Annotated in this window: 16 protein-coding genes; 4 read left to right on the forward strand and 12 right to left on the reverse strand. The window is 72.7% G+C overall.

Annotated features, from left to right (window positions below; all coding sequences use genetic code 11):
* Positions 1 to 140: 140 nt before the first annotated feature.
* The 6 genes from WMF17_RS39335 to WMF17_RS39360 are packed head-to-tail and all read right to left on the reverse strand — an operon-like array spanning position 141 to position 7,635.
* On the reverse strand, positions 141 to 836 hold the full coding sequence (locus WMF17_RS39335; RefSeq protein WP_437646198.1) for a hypothetical protein: 696 nt from the start codon (positions 834 to 836) through the stop codon (positions 141 to 143).
* An 11-nt stretch (positions 837 to 847) separates the two neighbouring features.
* Entirely contained in the window at positions 848 to 2,800 is a 1,953-nt protein-coding gene (locus tag WMF17_RS39340) for a DUF1585 domain-containing protein (protein WP_437646200.1), read from the reverse strand.
* Complete coding sequence (locus WMF17_RS39345; protein WP_437598574.1) at positions 2,797 to 4,386, reverse strand: ABC transporter ATP-binding protein; 1,590 nt, start codon at positions 4,384 to 4,386, stop codon at positions 2,797 to 2,799. Before WMF17_RS39345 ends, WMF17_RS39340 begins: the two co-directional genes overlap by 4 nt.
* Entirely contained in the window at positions 4,383 to 5,465 is a 1,083-nt protein-coding gene (locus WMF17_RS39350; RefSeq protein ID WP_437646202.1) for an ABC transporter permease, read from the reverse strand. The genes WMF17_RS39345 and WMF17_RS39350 overlap by 4 nt, the downstream gene beginning before the upstream one ends.
* Positions 5,466 to 5,474: 9 nt before the next feature.
* Positions 5,475 to 6,572, reverse strand: coding sequence for an ABC transporter permease (locus WMF17_RS39355; RefSeq protein ID WP_437646204.1), 1,098 nt, complete (start codon positions 6,570 to 6,572; stop codon positions 5,475 to 5,477).
* 19 nt (positions 6,573 to 6,591) lie between these two features.
* The gene (locus tag WMF17_RS39360; protein ID WP_437646206.1) at positions 6,592 to 7,635 is read right to left on the reverse strand and encodes a BMP family lipoprotein; all 1,044 of its coding nucleotides are present in this window, start codon (positions 7,633 to 7,635) and stop codon (positions 6,592 to 6,594) included.
* A gap of 334 nt (positions 7,636 to 7,969) precedes the next feature.
* Here WMF17_RS39360 and WMF17_RS39365 point away from each other — a divergent pair, with 334 nt between their 5' ends.
* Together WMF17_RS39365 and WMF17_RS39370 are read left to right on the forward strand one after the other, a co-directional pair.
* Positions 7,970 to 8,554, forward strand: coding sequence for a hypothetical protein (locus WMF17_RS39365; RefSeq protein ID WP_437646207.1), 585 nt, complete (start codon positions 7,970 to 7,972; stop codon positions 8,552 to 8,554).
* 5 nt (positions 8,555 to 8,559) lie between these two features.
* Positions 8,560 to 9,843, forward strand: coding sequence for a c-type cytochrome (locus WMF17_RS39370; RefSeq protein ID WP_437646209.1), 1,284 nt, complete (start codon positions 8,560 to 8,562; stop codon positions 9,841 to 9,843).
* A 253-nt stretch (positions 9,844 to 10,096) separates the two neighbouring features.
* Here WMF17_RS39370 and WMF17_RS39375 read toward each other — a convergent pair whose 3' ends face one another.
* Entirely contained in the window at positions 10,097 to 10,570 is a 474-nt protein-coding gene (locus WMF17_RS39375; RefSeq protein ID WP_437598581.1) for a MarR family winged helix-turn-helix transcriptional regulator, read from the reverse strand.
* 204 nt (positions 10,571 to 10,774) lie between these two features.
* Here WMF17_RS39375 and WMF17_RS39380 point away from each other — a divergent pair, with 204 nt between their 5' ends.
* A complete protein-coding gene (locus WMF17_RS39380; RefSeq protein ID WP_437598582.1) occupies positions 10,775 to 11,941 on the forward strand; it encodes a serine hydrolase domain-containing protein in 1,167 nt (388 codons plus the stop codon).
* Positions 11,942 to 12,029: 88 nt separating this feature from the next.
* Here WMF17_RS39380 and WMF17_RS39385 read toward each other — a convergent pair whose 3' ends face one another.
* The 3 genes from WMF17_RS39385 to WMF17_RS39395 form a co-directional block, all read right to left on the reverse strand.
* Positions 12,030 to 12,590, reverse strand: coding sequence for an NADPH-dependent FMN reductase (locus WMF17_RS39385; protein ID WP_437646211.1), 561 nt, complete (start codon positions 12,588 to 12,590; stop codon positions 12,030 to 12,032).
* Between the two features lie 221 nt (positions 12,591 to 12,811).
* Complete coding sequence (locus tag WMF17_RS39390; protein WP_437646213.1) at positions 12,812 to 14,260, reverse strand: phospholipase D-like domain-containing protein; 1,449 nt, start codon at positions 14,258 to 14,260, stop codon at positions 12,812 to 12,814.
* A 238-nt stretch (positions 14,261 to 14,498) separates the two neighbouring features.
* On the reverse strand, positions 14,499 to 14,855 hold the full coding sequence (locus WMF17_RS39395) for a hypothetical protein (RefSeq protein ID WP_437646214.1): 357 nt from the start codon (positions 14,853 to 14,855) through the stop codon (positions 14,499 to 14,501).
* 291 nt (positions 14,856 to 15,146) lie between these two features.
* On the opposite strand from WMF17_RS39395, the gene WMF17_RS39400 reads away from it, so the two are divergent.
* On the forward strand, positions 15,147 to 15,695 hold the full coding sequence (locus WMF17_RS39400; protein ID WP_437598587.1) for a hypothetical protein: 549 nt from the start codon (positions 15,147 to 15,149) through the stop codon (positions 15,693 to 15,695).
* 45 nt (positions 15,696 to 15,740) lie between these two features.
* On the opposite strand, the gene WMF17_RS39405 is transcribed toward WMF17_RS39400, so the two are convergent.
* Both WMF17_RS39405 and WMF17_RS39410 read right to left on the reverse strand, forming a co-directional pair.
* Positions 15,741 to 16,661 (reverse strand): response regulator, encoded by a 921-nt coding sequence (locus WMF17_RS39405; RefSeq protein ID WP_437646216.1) that lies wholly within the window; start codon positions 16,659 to 16,661, stop codon positions 15,741 to 15,743.
* A 27-nt stretch (positions 16,662 to 16,688) separates the two neighbouring features.
* The gene (locus tag WMF17_RS39410) at positions 16,689 to 19,559 is read right to left on the reverse strand and encodes a response regulator (RefSeq protein WP_437646218.1); all 2,871 of its coding nucleotides are present in this window, start codon (positions 19,557 to 19,559) and stop codon (positions 16,689 to 16,691) included.
* Positions 19,560 to 19,741 lie beyond the last annotated feature (182 nt).

Genomic DNA, 19,741 nt, shown 5'->3' on the forward strand with positions numbered 1-19,741 from the left:
GCAGGCGCCCAGCGCGCTCTGCCGACCCAGCGGAGTTTCCGTCCCTGCCATGCCAGAGGGAGCGGGCGCGCTGCTGGAGATCGAGCTGGACGTCGAGGACGACAGGAGAGCCCGCGGCGCGCCCTCGTGCCAGCCGGGCGTCAATACAGGTGAAACTCCGGGTGCCGCACGAGCCCGTAACACACCGCGGCCCACCCCGCCTCGCCCGGCGAGAACCGCGACTTCGGCGCGCCCTTCGCGCGGTGCCGCGCGACCGTGCCCTCGTAGAGCGCGAAGAACCTCGCCTCCCGGTCCGGCGGCGCGAGGCGCGCCGGGTAGCTCAGGAACGTCCGGTGCAGCACGTCGAAGCGCGGGGCGAAGGCCGCCGCGTCGAGGTCCTGCGCGGGGAGGTCGAAGGCGAAGATGAGCCGGCGCTCGACGGGGACCGGCGCGCTCGCCTTGAGGTCGTGCTCCAGGGCGCGGTCGCAGAGCGCGATCCCGAGCCGCTCGAACGCCGCCATCATGAGCGCGTTCGTCTGCGCGCCGCGCGGGAGATCCAGGCCGTGATCGGGGAGCCCGAGCGCCGTGAGGTAGTCTTCCCAGGTGTCGAAGAGCGCCGACTTGTCGTCCCCCCGCGCGCGGCGCTCGACCTCGGCCGGCGACAGGCCGCCGAAGAGCCGGAGATACGTCCTCAGGTACGCCTCGGCCGGGATGAGCCGCAAATCCTGCTTCGGGTCACGGCTCTGCGCGACGCGCCCCGTCTCCCGGAGCGGCGCGGCAGGCCGCGGCGCGACCGCCTCCGGCGGGGCGCACGCGCCCGCCACCGCGGCCACCCCGGCAAGGGCGAAGGCCCTCACCCGGCCTCGCATCACCGCGCGCCCCCGCCGCGCTCGGCGCCGCCGCGCTCGAGCGCAGGCCGCACGTTGCTCGCGCGCGCATAGGCCGGCGAGCGGACGATCGCCTCGACCAGAGGCCGCATCCGGTAGCCACGCGACACGAACCGCTCGCGCAGCGCGCGGAGCAGGGCCCCGTCCTCGTCGCGCAGCGGCCGCCCGAGGAACGACTCGGTGACGCGCTCGACGGCGCACGACGCGAACCCCGGCATGCGCGTGAGATCGGCCGCAGCGCCGGCCGGGCCGCGCTCGGCGTGGGCCGGCGCGGCATAGGCGCCCCGGAGCACGCCGCGCTCCCGGCTCGAGAAATCAGGGTCGTAGAAGCGCTGGCACGACTGGCCCGTCTTGCCCTCGGCGTTCAGCTTGCAAACAGGGTTCTCGATCGGGAACCGGGAGGCGGGGAGATAGGTCCATGTCGTCTCCTCCACCCGCGTGAAATACGCCGCGAGCGGCTCCAGCGTCGCATGACAGCTGGAGCAGCCCGGCCGGACCATGAGATCGGGCTCGTCCGACGGCGGGAGCTCCGCGTGCTCGGCCGCGAAGCTCTTGCACAGGAACGCGCTGTAGAGCGCGGCCGCGCGCGCGCGGCGCGAGGCATACTTCGTGAGGAACACAGGCGTCGTGACGATCCCCGCCGCGCGCAGCCCGCGATCGGGGATGAACGTCCAGTCGGAGACGTCGTGCGGCGCGACGACCGGCGGCACCGCGCCCGGCAAGAACAGGGGCGCCTCGTCCTCGCGCATTCCATAGGACCTGTGCAGCCCGCAGCACGCCGCGGGCGCGCTCGATCGATAGAACTGCGCGAGCGGCCCGTTGATGAACGTGTAACGCCCGGTGAGGATCTCCCGGAAGTCGCGGTCGGCCCGGAAGACGTGCTGCATGAGGTGAATCGCCTCCTGCGACCACCAGAACCTGTTCCAGCCGGAGGCGGTGTGCGGCGCGGCGCCGATCGGGGCCTCGATGCCGAGCGGGACATGGGCCGGCAGCGCGAAGGCGCGCGGATCCCTGCCGGAGTTGTCGCCCGGCAGGCAGTGCTCGAGGCCGATGCCGCAGCCGCAGTCGACGCTCATCGCGAAGGCGAGCGCGCTCCGGCACGAGATCGACTCGCCCCGGTGCTCCCTGGCATAGCGATCCTCGGGCACCGGCGGGCGCGCGCGCCCCGGAGGCAGCGGAGCCCCCTTGGGCAACGGGGGGATGTCGCTCGCGTAGATGCGGCCGACCTCGGCGGTCTGCGCCTCTTCCTTGCAGACCCGGACCTCGACCGTCGGCGTCTTGCCGTCGGGCTCGACAAGGAGCTGCGGCAGCGGGACATAGGCGCTGTCAGGGTCATTCCATCCGGCGCCGTAACGCTGCGTCGGCACGACCGAGAGGTAATCGCGGTAAAGCCAGAACGGGCGCACGACCGTGGTCCGCTCGTCGAGCAGCCGCTGGGAGATGGGTCTGGGCGTCCCCGTGAAGCCGGCGAAGCTCCCGCGGAGCCCGCTCTCGGCCTCGGAGAAGCAGAAATCGCCGTCGATCAGCGGGAGCAGGCGGCGCTGGTTGTAGCGGAAATAGACGTAGAGCCGCTCGCCGTCCGGGCCGAGCACCTCGGCCCGGCGGAGCGTCGTCTCCGGCGGCGCGAACAGCCCCACCGGGCCGAGCTCCAGCCGCAGGACATCCATGTAGAGGCGCGTGAGCCGCTCGACGTAGCCCGGGCCGTCGAGGTGGCGCTCGATCCAGGCGTCGAGGTCGAAGCCCGGCGACTCGAGCTCCGCGAGCTCCTCGCGCGTCGGGAGCCGCCCCTTCAGGTCGAGCGAGAGCGCGCGGTAATACCGGTACTGCTCCAGCGTCGGCGCGGCGCCCCCCGCGGCGGCGGAAGGCGGCGCGAACGAGGCCGCCGCCGCCGCCGCGAGCAGCGCCGCCCCGGCAAGCGCGCCGAGCCCCCTCATCCCTCCTCCGCCCCGCCCGCAGCGCTCGCCGGCGTCGCCTCCTCGCCGGCGCCGGGCGCCGGCGCCGCCTCGCCGGGGAGCACCCCGGCCATCAGCATCCCGAGCTCGGTCCGCGAGACAGCGCCCGCGTCCCGCGTCGCCACGATCCCGCCCCGGTACATGACCGCGATCCGGTCCGACAGCGCCAGGATCTCGTCGAGCTCCGCCGACACGAGCAGCACCGCCGCCCCCGCGTCGCGCGCCGCCACGATCTCGCGGTGGATGTGCTCGATCGACCCCACGTCCACCCCCCGCGTCGGCTGGCTGGCCACGAGCAGCTCCACGGGGCGGCTCAGCTCGCGGGCGAGGATCACCTTCTGCTGGTTGCCGCCCGAGAGCGCCGAGACAGGCGTCCCCGGGCCGGGCGCGCGGATGTCATAGGTCTTGATCAACCGCCGCGCGTTCTCCTCGCGGGCGTCGTCGCGGAGCACGCCGCGCACGGCGAACGGGGCCCTGTCGTAGGTGCAGAGCACGAGGTTGTCCGCGATCGAGTACGAGAGCACGAGCCCGTGGCGCTGGCGGTCCTCGGGCACGTGCGAGACGCCGCGCTCGATGAGGGCGCGGGGCAGCGCGCCGGTGACGTCGCGGCCGCGGAGGAGCACGCGCCCGTCGCGCGCCGGCGAGAGGCCCGTGACCGCCTCGACGAGCTCGGTCTGGCCGTTGCCCTGCACGCCGGCGATCCCGAGGATCTCGCCGGCGCGCACCGAGAAGCTCACCTCGCGGACCGCGTCGCCGCCCGACCCGCGGCGGCCCGCGACGCCGAGGCGCTCGACCTCGAGCACGACCGCCTTGGGGCGCGCCGGGGCCTTGCTCACCTGGAGCACCACCTCGCGGCCGACCATCATCGCCGCCAGGCCGCGCTCGTCGGTCTCGGCCGGGATCGCGGCGCCCACGACCTTGCCCGCGCGCATGACCGTCACCCGGTCGGCGACCGCGAGCACCTCCCGGAGCTTGTGCGTGATGAACAGGACCGACACGCCCCGCGCCGTCAGGCCCCGCAGCACGCGGAACAGCTCCTCGGCCTCCTGCGGCGTGAGCACGGCCGTGGGCTCGTCGAGGATCAGGATCTCCGCCTTGCGGTAAAGCGCCTTGAGGATCTCGGCGCGCTGCTGCACGCCGACCGGGAGGTCCTCCACGCGGGCGTCCGGGTCGACGTCGAGCCCGTAGCGCGCCGAGAGCCCGCGGACCTCGGCGCTCGCGCGCCCGCGGTCGAGCAGGCCGCGGCGCAACGGCTCGGCGCCGAGCACGATGTTCTCGGCGACCGTGAACACCGGGATGAGCATGAAATGCTGGTGCACCATGCCGATCCCGAGCGCGATCGCGTCGCTCGGCGACCGCAGCGAGACGGGGCGCCCGCTCCGGCGGAGCTCCCCCTCGTCCGGGCGCACCAGCCCGTAAAGGATGTTCATCAGGGTCGATTTGCCGGCCCCGTTCTCCCCGAGCAGCGCGTGGATCTCGCCCTCGCGCAGGTCGAGATCGACCCGGTCGTTCGCCAGGACGCCGGAGAACCGCTTCGTGATCCCCTTGGCCTCGAGGACGGCCTTCACCGCCGCCCCTCCGGCTCGTAGGGCTGGCCGTCGGCGGCCGGCGGCGTGGTCTTGCCGATGACGCCGGTGAGGATGAGCAGCGTCAAGAGATACGGCACAAGCCCGACGACCGACGACTGCTGCAGGAAGGACCACGACGGCGGGATCTGGTCGCGGAAGAGCTGGAGGTTGATCTGGAACGCCTGCGCCGCGCCGAAGACGAGCGCCGCGGCCCACGAGCCGAAGGGCGTCCAGTCGCCGAAGATCATCGCCGCGAGGGAGATGAAGCCGCGCCCGTTCGTCATCATCGGCTCGAAGGACGGCACCGACTCCAGCGTGAAATATGCCCCCCCGAGCCCCGCGATCGCGCCGCCGATGACGACGTTCACGTAGCGCACGCGGACCACGTCGATCCCGACCGTGGCGGCGGCGCGCGGGTGCTCGCCCACGGCGCGCGCGCGCAGGCCCCACCGCGTGCGGAACAGCACGAGGTGCGTGAGCCCGACGAGCACGACGGCGGCGACGGCGATCGGCTGCTGCTCGAACACGGGGCCGACGACCGGGATGTCCGCGAGGAGCGGGACGTGGAGGCGCGGCAGGACGCCGGGCGCGTGGGGCACCTGGCCGCCGAACGCGCTCGCGGGCCCGAAGAAGAGCTGTCGGTTGAAGAAGCCGGTGAGCCCGACGGCCAGCAAGTTGATCACCGTCCCCGCGAGGATCTGGTCCACGGAGAAGGTCACAGCCAGCGCGGCGAGCAAGAGGCCCAGCAGCGCGCCTGTCGCGACCGCGATCACGACGCCGAGCAGCAGGCTCGGCAGCGGCGGGAAGCCCAGGACCACGCTCGCGTAGATCGACCCGAACCAGCCCGAGAACGCCGCCGCGAGCATCATCCCCTCGATGCCGAGGTTCACGACGCCGGAGCGCTCGCAGAAGACGCCCGAGAGCGCCCCGAGGGTGAGCGGCGTGGCCACGGCGAGGGTCGTGGCCGCCATGCTGGCCACGATCGTCAGCGGCGGCACCTTCGACGCGCCGACGAGCACCACGACGAGGACCAGCACGCTGACGACCACCGCGATGAATGCGTAGCGTCGATAGACCATCTTCGCCCTCTAGCCGCCCCACCCGCGCGTGAGCACGAGCCGCTCGCCGCGGGCGCGGATCCGGTAGATGCGGCGGACCAGGGTGTCCGCCGCGACGAAGAGCAGGATCAGCGCCTGGATGACCGAGATCACGTCGATGGGGACCTGCGTGAGGTACTGCATCCGGGTCGCGCCGCTGCGCATCGCGCTGAACAGGAGGGCGGCGAGCACCGTCCCGCCGGGGTGCGCCTTGCCGAGGAGGGCGATGGCGATCGCGTCGAAGCCGTAGCCCTGCGAGAACCCGAGCTCGTGCCGGTGGTGCAGCGCGCTCACCTCGATCGCGCCCGCCACCCCGGCGAGGCCGCCCGAGAGCGCCATGGTCACGATCACGGTGCGGCCGACCCGCACGCCGGCGTAGCGCGCGGCGTCCGGGCTCTGCCCGGCGGTGCGGATCTCGAAGCCGAAGGCCGTCCGCTGCAGCACCCAGCCCACGAGCGCCGCCGCGAGCAGGGCGAGCGGGAAGCCCCAGTGCAGCCGGAAGCCGTCGACGAGCGCGGGGACGCGCGCGCTCTCGTCGATGAGGGGCGTGCGGGACAGCACGTTGGCCGCCGTGGGATCCTTCATCGGGCCGTTCAGCAGGAAGCTGACCGCGTTGAGGGCGACGTAGTTGAGCATGATCGTGCTGATCACCTCGTGTCCGCCGGCGCGCGCCTTGATCCACCCGGGCACCGCGGCCCACAGCCCGCCGGCCAGCGCGCCGAGGAGCAACGTCAGCGGGACGTGCAGCGCCGCGGGCAGGCCGCCGCCCACGAGCCGCGGCAGCCAGTGGCCGGCCCAGGCGGCGGACAGCGCCCCGAACGCGAGCTGCCCCTCGGCCCCGATGTTGAACAGGCCCCCTCGGAAGGCCAGCGAGACCGACAGGCCGGCCAGGATGTACGGCGTCGCCCACACGAGCGTCTCGCTCACCGCCCGCGGCGACCCGAACGCGCCCTCGAGCATGCCGGCGTAGGCCTCGAGCGGGTTGCCCCCGGCGAGGGCGATGAGGACGCCGCCCAGGACCATCGCGGTGAACACCGAGAGGGCCGGCAGGAGCAGCGGCGCGAACAGCCGGTTCAGCTTCTCTCGCATCCTCGGCAGCTCGGGGCGATCACGGTTGCGCCTTGGCGTCCTTGGTGGGCGGCACCGTCGTCTTGAGCGTCCCGTCGAGGAGCCCTCTCCGGAGCTCCTCCATCTTCGCCTTCACCTCGGCCGGGACCTTGCTGTCGAGATCGTGATACGGCGCGTACCCCGATTTGCCCTCGAAGTTACCGGCCGGCAGCTTGCCCTCCTTGGCCATCTTGATGAGGTCGAAGGTGCCCTCGGCGATGAGCTTGACGGCGCTGGAGAGGAGGACCTTCTGGGCCTCGGGCACCGTGTAGTACTGATCTGTGTCGACGCCGATGGCGTAGACGCCCTTCGTGGCCGCGCCGAGCAGCGCGCCGTTGCCCGTCTTGCCGCCGCCGCCGAAGACGATGTCGACGCCCTTGTCGATCATCGAGACGGCGGTCGTCTTTCCCCACTCGGGATCGGTAAATGTCTTATCGAAGCCAACGTCGTTGTGGTAGACGACGCTGATCTCGATGTCCGGCTTGACGTGGCGCGCCCCGGCGCGGAAGCCCTCGCCGAAGCGATAGACGGGCGGGACGGCGTCGGTGGCGAGCACGGCGCCGATCTTCCCCGACTTTGTCATCATCGCGGCCAGCGCGCCGACGAGGAAGCCGCCGTGGTCCTCCGGGAAGACCAGGCCCACGACGTTCGGCTTGGAGGTCGCCTGGAACTGGTCGATGCCGATGAACTTCACGCCCTTGAACTGATCGGCCGCGGCGTGCGTCGCCTCCGTGAGCCCGAAGCCCGACGTGACGACAACGTCGTACTGCTCCTCGGCGAAGGTCCCGATGTTCTTGGGGTAATCCTTCGGATCCGTCGTCTCGATGTACTGCGTCGTGGCGCCGAGCTCCTTCTGCGCCCGCTGGATCGCCTCCCAGGCCGACTGGTTGAACGACTTGTCGTCGATCTTGCCCATGTCGGTGACGAGGCCCACGCAGAACACCTCGGGGCTCGCGCAGTCCGCCCTCTTGCTGCGGGTGCACGCCGGGAGCGCGCTGGCGAGGGCCAGCAGGACCGCGATCGCGAGGCGCCGCTTCTTCAACATGCCGGATCTCCTTGTGGGAGGCCGCATTGGACACCGGGCAGCGCACCAAGGCAACCCGGCGATCGAGCTCATGCGCGCACCTTTGCGCACATCGACCCGGCGGGCCGAGCCGATGTGCGCAAAAGATGGCGCGATCGAGGAGCAACTTTTTTTTACGGGGCGTTGTCACAGCCGATCGGCGGCGCCCGACATGCGACGGGGCGCGCCGACGCAGCCTGCCCGAGGAGGTCCTTCCATGAATGGTCCCGCCGTTCGACTCACGCTTTTTTGTGCGCTCATCGCGTCCGCCCTCGTCCCTTCGGGGGACGCGTCGGCCTGCGGTGGTGAGGAGATCATGCCCGCGATCGATCACCGGGTGATGGGGGTCGCCCAGGCCGAGCAGGCGCTGCGCGACGGCCGGGTCGCGGCGGCCGCGGGGAGCGTGATCCGGATGTTCCCCGAGATCCGGCGGATCTCCCATGACAGGGACCCGCTGCTCAACCGGGCCTTCCGCGTCCTCGCCGTGGCCACGGCGCGCGCGGATGGAGCGCTGAAGGTCCGCGCGGAGGTGCCGCGCGAGCTGCTCGAGACGTGGGGCGGGGCGTCGGCCGAGGAGCGCAAGGCGAACGTCGACTGGTCGATCCGCGCGCTGCGCCGGCTGAACGAGCAGCGGAAGAACGAGCCCGCGCTCCAGACCGACCTGGGCGAGGCGCTCGCCAGGGCGCCGGAGCACCGCGGCGAGGCGCTGCAGTTGCTCGCCGGCCTGGCGGAGAAGGACCTCCTGGCGAGCCCGGAGGCGTACGCGGCGCTGGCGCGGCTGCGCGCGCTGTCCGGGGACAGCGCGGGACACGACGCGGCGGCCAGCCGGTGCGAGGCGATGGCGAAGGACACGGCCCTCTGTAGAACGAGCCGCGCGATCGACCCGCGCCCGCAGAGCTGACGCCGATGCGCGCCCGTCCGCTGCTCGCCGCGCTCGTGGCGCTCGCCTCGGGCGCCGCAGCGTGCACCTCCGAGGACGCGCGGGAGCCCGAGCCCGCCGCGCCGCTGTCCGCGAGCGGCGGCCTTGCGGCGGCCGCTGCCGCCGGCGCGTCCGCCGTCGCCGCGGCGCCGGCCGGCGACCCGGCGCGCGGGCAGCGGCTCGTCGCCGAGTACCAGTGCAACCGCTGCCACGACGGGACCGGGCAGGCGCCCGCGCCGCGCGACGCCCACTGCGTCCAGTGCCATCAGGACATCGCGGCGGGGCGGTTCCAGGCGCCGGCCGCGGCGATGAAGCGGTGGAACGAGAACCTCGTGCAGCTGCGCGACGTCCCGTCGCTCGCCGCCGCCGGCGACCGGCTGCGGCGCGACTGGATCCGCGGGTTCCTGCTCTCGCCGCACGACCTCCGCCCGCGCCTGCACGCGACGATGCCGCGGCTCGCGATCGGGCCCGAGCAGGCGAGCGACATCGCGGCCTACCTCACGCGCGATCGCCGCGAGCGGCCGCGCGAGCCGCTGGAGAACGCGAGCGCGGCCCGGGGGCGCGAGCTCTACGAGGCCAAGGGGTGCGGGACCTGCCACGCCTTCACCGGGGCGGCCGGGCTGACGGCGGTCGCGCCGGTGAAGGCGATGGAGAAGGAGACGCGCGCCGCGGTCGCCCTGGCGCCGGATCTGCGGCACGCGCGCGACCGGGTGGAGCCCGCGGACCTCGTCGCGTGGGTGCTCGATCCCGGGGCGATCAAGCCGGGCACGCCGATGCCCCAGGTGCCGATGTCGCCCGCCGAGGCGCGGGACATCGCGGCCTTCCTCGTGACCGCACAGCTCTCGCCGCGGGCGCCGGCGAGCGCGCCGGAGAGGCTGCCGCCGCTGTCGCGGCGGGTGACCTACGGCGAGGTGGACCGCAGGGTGTTTCGCGGCACGTGCAGGCACTGCCACTCCGAGCCCGATTATGCGCTCGGCGACGGCGGGCCCGGGAACACGGGCGGATTCGGGTTCAAGCCGCGCGGGCTGAACCTCGCCACCTACGAGGGGATCGCGGCGGGCTACGTCGACGATCAGGGCGAGCGGCGGAGCGTCTTCGCCCGCGGGCCGGACGGCGTCCCGCGCCTCGTCGCCGCGCTCCTTTCGCGGCAAGCCGAGGAGGCCGGCCGCGAGGATCCGGCGGTGCGCGGGATGCCGCTCGGGCTGCCCGCGCTCGGTCCGGAGGAGATCCAGCTCGTCGAGACCTGGATCGCGCAGGGGCGCCCGCAGTAGCGGCGCGCTCCGTCGTAGGCTGTCGGCACGCGCCCACGCACGCGCGGATCGCACGAGGCGCGACTTGCGGAGGCCGGCGTCATGACAGGGCACCTTCTGGAAGAGGGCTTTACCAGGCTCGAGATCGACCCACGGCTCACGTGGCGCAACCCGCCGGCGCGCTGCCCGCGCCGAGCCCAGCGGCTCCGGCGGCAAGGCGATGTTGACCTGGGCGAGGTGGTGGGGCGGCATCCGGGGAGGACACCACCGCCGCCTATGGCTGGCGGAGCCGCCGTGAGGACAGGAGCTCCATCCCTCCCGCGTGCTCCGCGACGCGCTGGAGCGACGCGAGCAGCGCGCCGGCCTGCTCCTCGCCGAGCAGCGCCCGGAGCCGCCTGTTCACCGCGGCCCGCGCGGCGCGCCCCGCCTCGACCGCGGCCCACCCGCGATCGGTGAGCTCGACGAGCCGGTTGCGCTGGTCGTCCTCGGCGACGCGCCGGCGCACGTAGCCGAGCTCCTCCAGCTCCGCCACCGCCTTGGAGGCGCCCTGCGACGTGATGCCGAGCCGCTCGGCGAGCTCCCTCACCTTCACCGGGCCCGGGATGAGGTGCTGGAACACGTATCCATGGCTCGGGCGGAGATCGCCGTGACCGGCCCGGTCCACGCGGCGCATCACCTCGTCGCTGTTCGCGGCCGCGATGGCGGCGAACAGCAGCACGAGGTCCTCGTCCGGGCGCGCAGGCTTCACGGCGGGAGCCTGTACCCCACAACCAAGGTTGCGCAAATGACGTTGACAGCCCCGGGCGGCGGCTCTATTCATCAACCAAGGTTGTGCAATCATAGTTGAGCAACCAACAGTGCGTTTATCCGGGGTCGAGCCCGAGGGCCGGGCCGAGGATCGCCGGCGCGCCTCGATCCGTGCGGCTCCGGGGAAGGGACGAAGGGACGAGCGGTGCACCTCGCGCTCCATGGCTCCTGCGACCCCGCGTTCGCGCCCGTGCGCGCGGCGTTCGCCTCGAATTTCGAGCGGTTTCCCGAGCTCGGGGCCGCCGTGTGCGTCGCGGCGCGCGGCCGCGTGGTCGTCGACCTCTGGGCCGGCTTCCGGGACGCGGCGCGGACCGCGCCGTGGCGCGGCGACACGATCGTGAACGTCTTCTCCGCGACCAAGGGCGCTGTCGCCCTGTGCGCCCACGCGCTCGCGGAGCGGCGCGCGCTCGACCTCCACGCGCCGGTCGCCGCCTCGTGGCCGGAGTTCGCCGCGGCCGGCAAGGAGCGCGTGCTCGTGGCCCAGCTGCTCGACCACAGCGCCGGCCTCCCGGCGCTCCGCGCGGAGCCGCCGGAGGGCGCGCTCTACGACTGGCAGGCCATGACCGGCGCCCTCGCCGCGGAGGAGCCGTTCTGGGCTCCGGGCGCCCGGCACGGCTACCACGCCGTCACGTTCGGCTTCCTCGTCGGCGAGGTGATCCGGCGCGCCAGCGGCCAGCGCGTGGGCGCGCTCCTGCGGGAGGCCGTCGCGGGGCCGCTCGGCCTCGACTTCCACATCGGCACCGGCGCCGAGCACGACGGGCGGATCGCCGATGTGGCGCCGACCCTCGCGTGCCCTTCAGGCCTGGGCGGCGCGTTCGCCGCGAGCTTCCGCGACCCGGCGTCGCTCACCTCGATGGCGTTCACCAGGCCGCGCGACCTCGTGTCGCCCGGCCTCGTCAACACCGCCCGCGCCCGGCGCGCGGAGATCCCCGCGCTGAACGGCCACGCGAACGCGCGCGCCCTCGCGCGGATGTACGGCGCGCTCGCGAACGGCGGCGCCTCCGCCGGCGGCGCGCGCGTGCTCTCGCCCGAGGCGATCGAGGCCGCGCTCGCCGAGCGGTCGCGCGGCCCCGACGCCGTCCTCCTCGCGGAGAGCCGGTTCTCGCTCGGCTTCATGCTCCCGAGCGCCCTGCGCCCCTTCGGCCGCGGCGCGCGGACCTTCGGCCACCCCGGCGCCGGCGGCGCGCTCGGCTTCGCCGACCCCGACGCGGGGCTCGGGTTCGGCTACACGCCGAACCAGCCCATCGCCAGCGGCGAGGGCGGCGACCCGCGGTGGCCGGCGCTGATCGACGCGGTGTACTCCTGTCTCTGAGCCCTGGTGCGCGTCGCTCGAAGAAGAAACGCGGTCTGCTTGAAGCCGCGGGCGGCGCGGGCTGCGAGGCGCCGCGAGCGCGTGTCGCTCACTTGCTACGTAGAGTCTTCATCGCGCCGGCCCACGCGAGCAGCTGGTCGAGCAGCTTGCCGACGGACGCCTCGTGGCGGGGGTTGGGCTTGAACACGCTGAAATTCTCGAAATCGTCGTACAGAGAGAGCGTGACCTGCGCACGCACGTCCGCGATCTGAAGCTCGGCCATCACGAGCCGGAGCTGCTCGACGGCGCGGACGCCTCCCGCGCTGCCATAGCTCACGAAGCCAGCCGCCTTGTTGTTCCACTCCTTGTACAGATAATCGATGGCGTTCTTGAGCGCGCCCGAGGTGCCGTGATTGTACTCGGGCGTGACGAACACGAAGGCGTCGAACGGGTCGATCTTTGCCGCCCACGCCTTTGTGTGAGGCTTTGTGTACTGCCCCATCGACGGGGACACCGGCTCGTCGAGCAGCGGCAGGTCGAAATCCTTGATATCGACGAGCTCGTAGTCGGCGCCGCCCTTCTTCGCCGCCACGCCGTGCACCCACTTCGCGACGGCCTCGCCGTTGCGGCCCGGCCGCGTGCTCCCCAGGATGATCGCCACCTTCAGCATATCTGCGCTCCAGGCAATGGCCCCCTCTCCGATCGAGCCAACGGGCGGCGTGATGCTCATTCCCACGACACCCCGGTGAAGAGGAGAGACCGTTCGAGGCTACACCAGCCAGGTTTCGCGTTTCCCGTTTCGCGAGAATGCACATCCCGTACCGCCCGCGTGTCGCGTGGGCCCGCCGGAGCGCAGCAGGCACGACAGTGACGCTGGCGAGCTCGACCGCGTCAGTGCGCGCGCGACGATGAAGCAGCAGCCCTGGCCCTGCGGGCGAGGATCACATACTTGATGAGCAGGCTGATCGCTGACCACAGCGCGAGCACGGCGAGCGGCCAGGCGAGCAAGCGCGGAAAGCACAGCGCCACCGCTGCGCCGCCGAGGAGCAAGAGCGCTCCGCCGAGCAGGATCGCGCCCTCGGCCGCGCCGAGGACACGGCGGTTCGTCATCGCCGCGCCCACGGTGTTCGCGAGGCGCAAGGCGCCCGCGGCGGAGCGCCCGGTCCCGGCCCCCTGCAGGCGGCGCTTTCTGTCGTGGCGCGCGCGACGCCGCGCGTGGAGGACGATCTCGGTCGCGCCGCGGAGATCTTCCTCGTACTGCGCCTGCATGCGCCCGGCGAACTCCTCGTCCTCGATCGTCACGTCGATCTCGCAGTTCTCCAGCCAGCTCGCGACGTTGAGGTTGCTCGATCCCACGCGCGCCCAGCGGCCGTCGGCCACCGCGGTCTTCGCGTGGAGCATCGAGCCATTCCACTCGTAGACGCGCACCCCGGCTTCGAGCAGCGGTCGATAGCCGGCCCGCGACAGCGTGCCGACGGCCGGAATATCGCTCGTGCCCGGGACGAGCAGGCGCACGTCCACGCCATCGCGCGCCGCCGCCGTGAGCGCCTGGACGTACGGCGCGACGCCGACGAAGTACGCATCCGTCAGCCAGAGGGTCCTCTGCGCCAGCGCGGCGACAAGCTGATCGAGCCGGTAAAGCCCGGTCGTGCTCGGCAACTTCGCCACCACGCGCAGGTCCATGGGGCCGGCCGCCGGCGGAACCCCGGTGAGGACGGGCAGCTCGGCGGGCAGGCCTTCACCGAGGCTCGCCCAGTTGTCGGCGAAGGCATCGGCGAGCGCGCGCACCGCGGGCCCCCGCACGGCGATGCCTGTGTCGCGCCACGGCGGCACGCCGCGCGCCGCATCGCCGAGCCATTTGCCGCTGACGCAGACGCCGGAGACGAAGCCGACCTCGGCGTCGACGACGAGCAGCTTGCGATGATCGCGCGCCACCCACCCGAACGGGCTGGTGAAGCTGAAGGGATTGTAGGTGCGCACTTCCCCGCCCGCCGCGCGCAGCTCGCTCCAGAACTGGTCCGTCGACGCGCCCAGGCACCCGAACCAGTCGCGGATCACGCTGACGTGGACGCCCGCCGCGGCGCGCTCGCTGAGCGCGTCGCGGAGCTCGCGCGCCAGCGCGTCGTCGTCGAAGATGTAGTTCTCGAGCAGGATCGAGGTGTGCGCGACCCGTATCGCGGCGAGCCAGGCGTCGAAGTTCGCTCGCCCGTCGATCAGCAGCTCGACCGCGTTACCACCGATGAGCGGCGCGCCGGCGACGCGACTGAAGGTCTGCCGTGCGACGGCGCGCAGCGGTGCGTTCGTCGGGGAGATGCGTGCGGGGACGCGAGCGGCGGACATGGCACACCGTAGATGCCAGAGTTTCGGTGCCCCGTCCCGCGCTGCGTCGACGATGTGCCCCGGGTGGTCCTCCGCGTCGGGGCGGCGAGCCATGCCTGGATCTCTACGTCGGCTCCGGCGTGGGGCATGACGGGCGGATCGCCGAGGGCGCCGCCAACGCTGCCGAAGCCCTTCAGGCCCGGGTCGATCGGAGCCGGCGGCGAGGGGCGCGCCGGCTCAGCGCTCGGGCTCGAGCGATTCAGCCTCTTGCCCAGGCGTTGATCCGCGCGACCCAGCCGGTGGAATCATCGATGGTGAGGACGAGCCGCCGGTACGACTCCCCCTCGAGCTCGATCGTCAGTGGGTTGTGCTTCCGGCGCCGCACCGTGTACCAGAACTCCTTACCGCGATCGGTGTAGTACGTCCCCGCCTTGATCAGCCCGGGAAGCGCCGTCCCCGGCGCGCGGATCTGCCGCCACGTGGCGGGCGGAAGCGTCGCCTCCGCCCGCGTCACGTGCTCGCGCGGCACCACGATGGGCGCGAGCTTCACCGCCCAGAGGCGCTCGACGCCCTCCAGCGTGAGGGTCAGTCGATCCCCATCCATTCGCAGTTGCATCCCGGGAGTCTAGTTCGGCGCGAGCGCCGGGCGAGCGGAAATTACCACGGGATTGCCGCCCTGGAGCGAAGGCGTTTCCGCTGGAGCGAGGCCCCGGCGACAGCGAGGTGGAGGCCTGAAGGCCTGTGCAAGGCCGCAAGAGATGTGCTGAACCGAGCCACAAGTCGACCTCTCCGACATCCTCCTGGGCTCAGGGGAGTCACTCCGCCGCTGCTCTGCTCGGGTGTCCGGCGGAGCGCTGATCGCTGGAGATGTGCCCGCTCGGGCATGGTGGTTGCCTCTGTGTCTGGCATGAAAACATCCACGATGGTCAGCGTCGTTGCTTTGGTCCTGGGTCTTTCGTTCGGCGCCGGTTGCGTCGCCAGCTCCGGAGAGGAGCTGGCGCATGGGCAGCAGCAGCTAGGCGCCGCGCCAGGGGCCGATGGGGTGTGGCTCTCCACGGAGTTCTCTTTCGGGTTCTGCGCCGGCGAGTGCATCACGACGGTGTCCCGAGACGGTGCGGCGCTCGAGTTGAAGGCCTGCGCGCACCAGGGGGACTGCCGCCGCTCGAACTTCGCGACGCTGACGGACAAAGGCTCGCGCCACGTCGCGGAGGTCGAGGGCGCGCTGGGCAGAATGCCCCTCGACGCGCGCTACGGTTGCCCCGACTGCGCGGACGGCGGCGCGACCCGCGTGAGCCTGCAGCGCGACGGCCTCTTGACATCGCACCAGTATGAGTTCCCGAACGCGCCGGAGCCTCTGGCCGACCTCGACCGCCTGGTCAAGGAGCTCAAGCTGGGTCTCGACACCTGCACGCCAGGACCGCTCTTGCAGCTCTCGCAGGCGTGCACGCCAAGGTGAAGCGGCGTCCTCCTGCCCGCCGCGAGCTGGCGAGCGCATCGGTGCTCAGCCGCCCGGATCGCTCGGCTCATGGTCGGACCCCGAGCGGCACCGCATCACCATGTGGATCTCGTTGCCCTTCTCGTTGTGCCGCACCTCGTCCATGAAGGTGCGGATCAGCATCAGGCCGCGGCCGCTCGGCTTGTCCAGGTTGGCGAGGTCGGTCGGGTCGGGCAGGTCGCGCGGGTCGAAGCCGGGGCCCTCGTCGCGCACCACGTAGGTCGCCTCGGTCCGCGTCTCCCGCGCCATGACGTGGACGCGCCGGTCCCGGTAGGGGCTCTCGGTCCGGCGCCGCTCGACGAGCGCCGAGAAGGCGCTCGGATCCTCGTCGAGCAGCGTCGAGCTGACCTCGAGGTTGCCGTGCACGATCGCGTTCACGAGCGCCTCGCGCAGCGCCACCGCGACCTGGATCCGGCCCGTCTCGTCGCACAGGCGCATCCGGCCCAGGCTCTGCTCGATGTGGCCCACCAGCGCGGGCACCTTCGCCACGTCGTTGTCGAGCTCGAAATGGGACTCGGTCACCGTCAGGCACGAGAGGAGCTGCTGCTCGCGCCGATCGAGCCGCGCCACGGCGAGGACGTTCTCGACCGTGCTCACGAGCTCCGCCGCGAGGCTCCGCTTCGCGACGTAGCTCGCGGCGCCGCGCCGGAGCGCCTGCACCGCGATCTCCTCGCTGCCGTGCGCCGTCATCAGGATCACCGGCAGGTACGGGTGCTCGCGGCGGATCGCCTCGACCAGCTCCAGGCCGTCCATCTCCGGCATCTGGAGATCGGTCAGCACGATCTCGGGCATCACCTTGGCGATCGCCTGGAGCGCCTCGACGCCGTTCTCGGCGTACATGGGCTCCATGCCGGCGCGCTTCTTCAGCAGGCTCCCGGAGAGGCGCCGATCCATCGGGGAGTCGTCCACCACGAGCACCCTCACCATCGCGTCACCTCGCCCTCAGAGCGCCGCTCATGCTGCACCGTCCGCCGGCGGCGCGGCGTCCGCCGGCGAGCCCTCGCGCACGAACGCGGCGAGCTCGGGGATCAGGCGATCGACCTGCGCCCGCAGGGCGAACTGCGCCTCGGCCAGGCTTCCGAGCTCGTTCGCGCGCGCCATCTTCTCCAGCGCGAAGGCGGCCTCGAACGCGCCCCGCGCGCCGAAGCTGTCGACCCCGCCCTTCAGGCTGTGCGCCGCCCGCTGGAGCCTGCGGGCGTCGCCGGCGGTCACCGCCTCGTCGATGTCGGCCATCCACCGGGGGCACTCCTCCAGGAAGACCTCGGCGAGCTCGCGCAGCAGGTCGGCGTCGCCGCCCGTCCGCTCCAGCGCCCGGGTGCGGTCGAACATCGGCCGGCTCGCGATCGAGGAGGGCGTGCCCTGCGGCCGCTCGTCCGAGCGGGCGCTCGGCGGCCCGCTGTCGAGCGACGACGAGGGCACCGGCGAGTACGAGCCCGGCGCGCCGAGCGACAGGCGCGCCGGGTCCTCGACCTCCAGGGAAGAAGGCCCGGCGGCGAGCCGGTCGATCATGTCGTAGAGCTCCTCGACCTGCACCGGCTTCGACACGTAGCCGTCGAAGCCCGCCCGGAGGCAGCGGTCGCGGTCGCCCTTCATCGCGTACGCGGTCACGACGATGAGCGGCATGTGCCCGCCCTCGCGCCGCTCGCGCGCGCGGACGACCCGCGCGGCCTGGAGGCCATCCATCTCGGGCATCTCCACGTCGAGCAGGGCCACGTCGTACTGGCCGGTCGCGATCTTCTCGACGGCGAGCCGGCCGTTCTCGACGATGTGCACGTGGTGGTCCTGCCGCTCCAGCCAGCGGCGCATCAGCTTCTGGTTGATCGCGTTGTCCTCGGCCACGAGGACGCGCAGGCCGCGGGCGCGCGGCCCGGGCGCGGCGCGGCGCAGGTCGGCCGACCGGAGCGCGCTCCGCGTCGGGACGCCGAGGGCGTGGAACACGGCCTCCTGGAGGAGGGACGTCTTCACGGGCTTCGTGACCATGGCGAAGACGCCGAGATCGCGGCAGCGCGCGGCGTCCGCCTGCGCGGACGTGGAGCTGAGCATCATGAGGGTGCGCCCCTTCAAGATCTCGCGCCGCCGGCAGTGCTCGACCACGGCGAAGCCGTCGACCTTCGGCATGCGGGCGTCGACGATGGCGAGGCCGAACGAGGAGCTCGGCCCGACCGCGTTGCCCCCCGGCTTGCCCCAGGGCAGCGCCCACACGCCCGAGTCCTCGGAGAGCGCCGCGATCGCCGCCGCCCCCGAGTCGACCGGGACCGGCTTCATCCCCCAGCCCTCGATGGTCTCCGCGAGGATGCGCCGCGCGGTCGCGTTGTCGTCGGCGATGAGGACCCGCGTGCCGAGCAGATCCCTCGGCATCTGCAGGCGGCGCGACCGGGCGGCGCCGTCGAGCGCCCGGACCTGGAGGGTGAAGTGGAACACGCTGCCCTTGCCGACCTCGCTCTCGATCCAGATCTTGCCGCCCATCATCTCGACGAGGCGGGCGCAGATCGTGAGGCCGAGCCCCGTGCCGCCGTACTTGCGGGTGGTCGAGCCGTCCGCCTGCGCGAACGCGTCGAAGACGAGCCGCTGCTTGTCGGGGGCGACGCCGATGCCCGTGTCGATCACGCGCACGTGGAGCACCAGGGCGTCGCCGAGCGCCTCGCCCGCGTAGAGGCTGGGCGCGCTCTGGCGGTCCGCGCCGGCGTCCTCCTCGGCGGTGACGGGCGCGCGCGAGTCGACCTCGGCGCGGACGACGATCTCGCCGGCGTCGGTGAACTTCACCGCGTTGCTCACGAGGTTCACGAGCACCTGGCGCAGGCGCAGCGGGTCGCCGACGAGCGCCTCGGGGACGTCGGAGCCGACGTCGTAGGCGAGCTCGAGCCGCTTCTCGTGCGCGCGGAGCGCGAGCGTCTTCACGGCGTCGCCGATGATCTCGCTCGGGTCGAAGACGACGGGCTCGATCTCGAGCTTGCCGGCCTCGATCTTCGAGAAATCGAGGACGTCGTTGATGATGGCGAGGAGCGCGTCGGCCGAGATCTTGACCATCTCGAGGTACTCGCGCTGCTCCTGGCTGAGCTCGGTCTGGAGCGCGAGCGACGTCATGCCGATGATGCCGTTCATCGGGGTGCGGATCTCGTGGCTCACGCTGGCGAGGAACTCGCTCTTCGCGCGGCTCGCCGCCTCGGCGGCCTCCTTGGCCTGCTGGAGCTCGGCCTCGACCGCCTGGCGCTGCATGAGCAGGGCGCGCAGGCTCGCCGAGTGCTCGCGCTCGTTCTCGAGCGAGGCCTCGCCCATGGCGTCCGCGCGGCGCTTCGCGATGCTCGCCATCACCGCCATCGCGGGCGTGGTGACGGCGAAGACGATGACGCGGAGCAGGTTGTCTTCCTGGTACGAGAGCGGCGCGCCGGGCTCGGAGAAGTAGAGCGCGAAGTAGACGCACGAGACGAGCGCGGAGACGATGCCGCTCCACATGCCGCCGCTGAACGCCGCGAAGACGATGACCATCGAGAGGATCGCCGGCGGGTTCGGGACGCTCCAGTCGAGCGCGGCATCGAGCGTGGCGACCGCGACGATGACGAGCAGCGCGAGCAGGGGCCCGAGCAGCGGGAGCCAGACCTTCTCCCAGGAGGGCCGGCCGAGGCGCCGCTGCAGCACGGCGGGGGCCGGCAGGAAGGTGCCGTGGCCGTCGAGATCGCCGCCGAACGACAGGCGAGCGTCGCCGCCGAGCGGCGGGCGAGCGTCGCCGCCCTGCGAGGGCCGGGCCTCGCCGCCCTGCGAGGGGCGGGGCTCCGCGTGGGGGGTCCCCGGCGCGGCGGCTGGCGAGGGAACCTCGGCCTTGGGCATGGCCTCCTGGAGATAGCGGGGTCGCGATCGGGCGTCCATGGGCGCGAGGGTGGGGTCAAGCGGACGGGTGCGCAGGGGCGGCAGAGGGTAGGCGGGGGGGTGCCGCGCGACCCCGAGCGCCGCGACGCCGCCGAGCAGCGCGGGTCGCGCCGGCGGACCGCTCCGCAGAGGCGCGGCCGGGT

It is taken from the genome of Sorangium sp. So ce362 (assembly GCF_051519845.1).
In the GTDB taxonomy this organism is placed as follows: Bacteria; Myxococcota_A; Polyangia; order Polyangiales; family Polyangiaceae; genus Sorangium.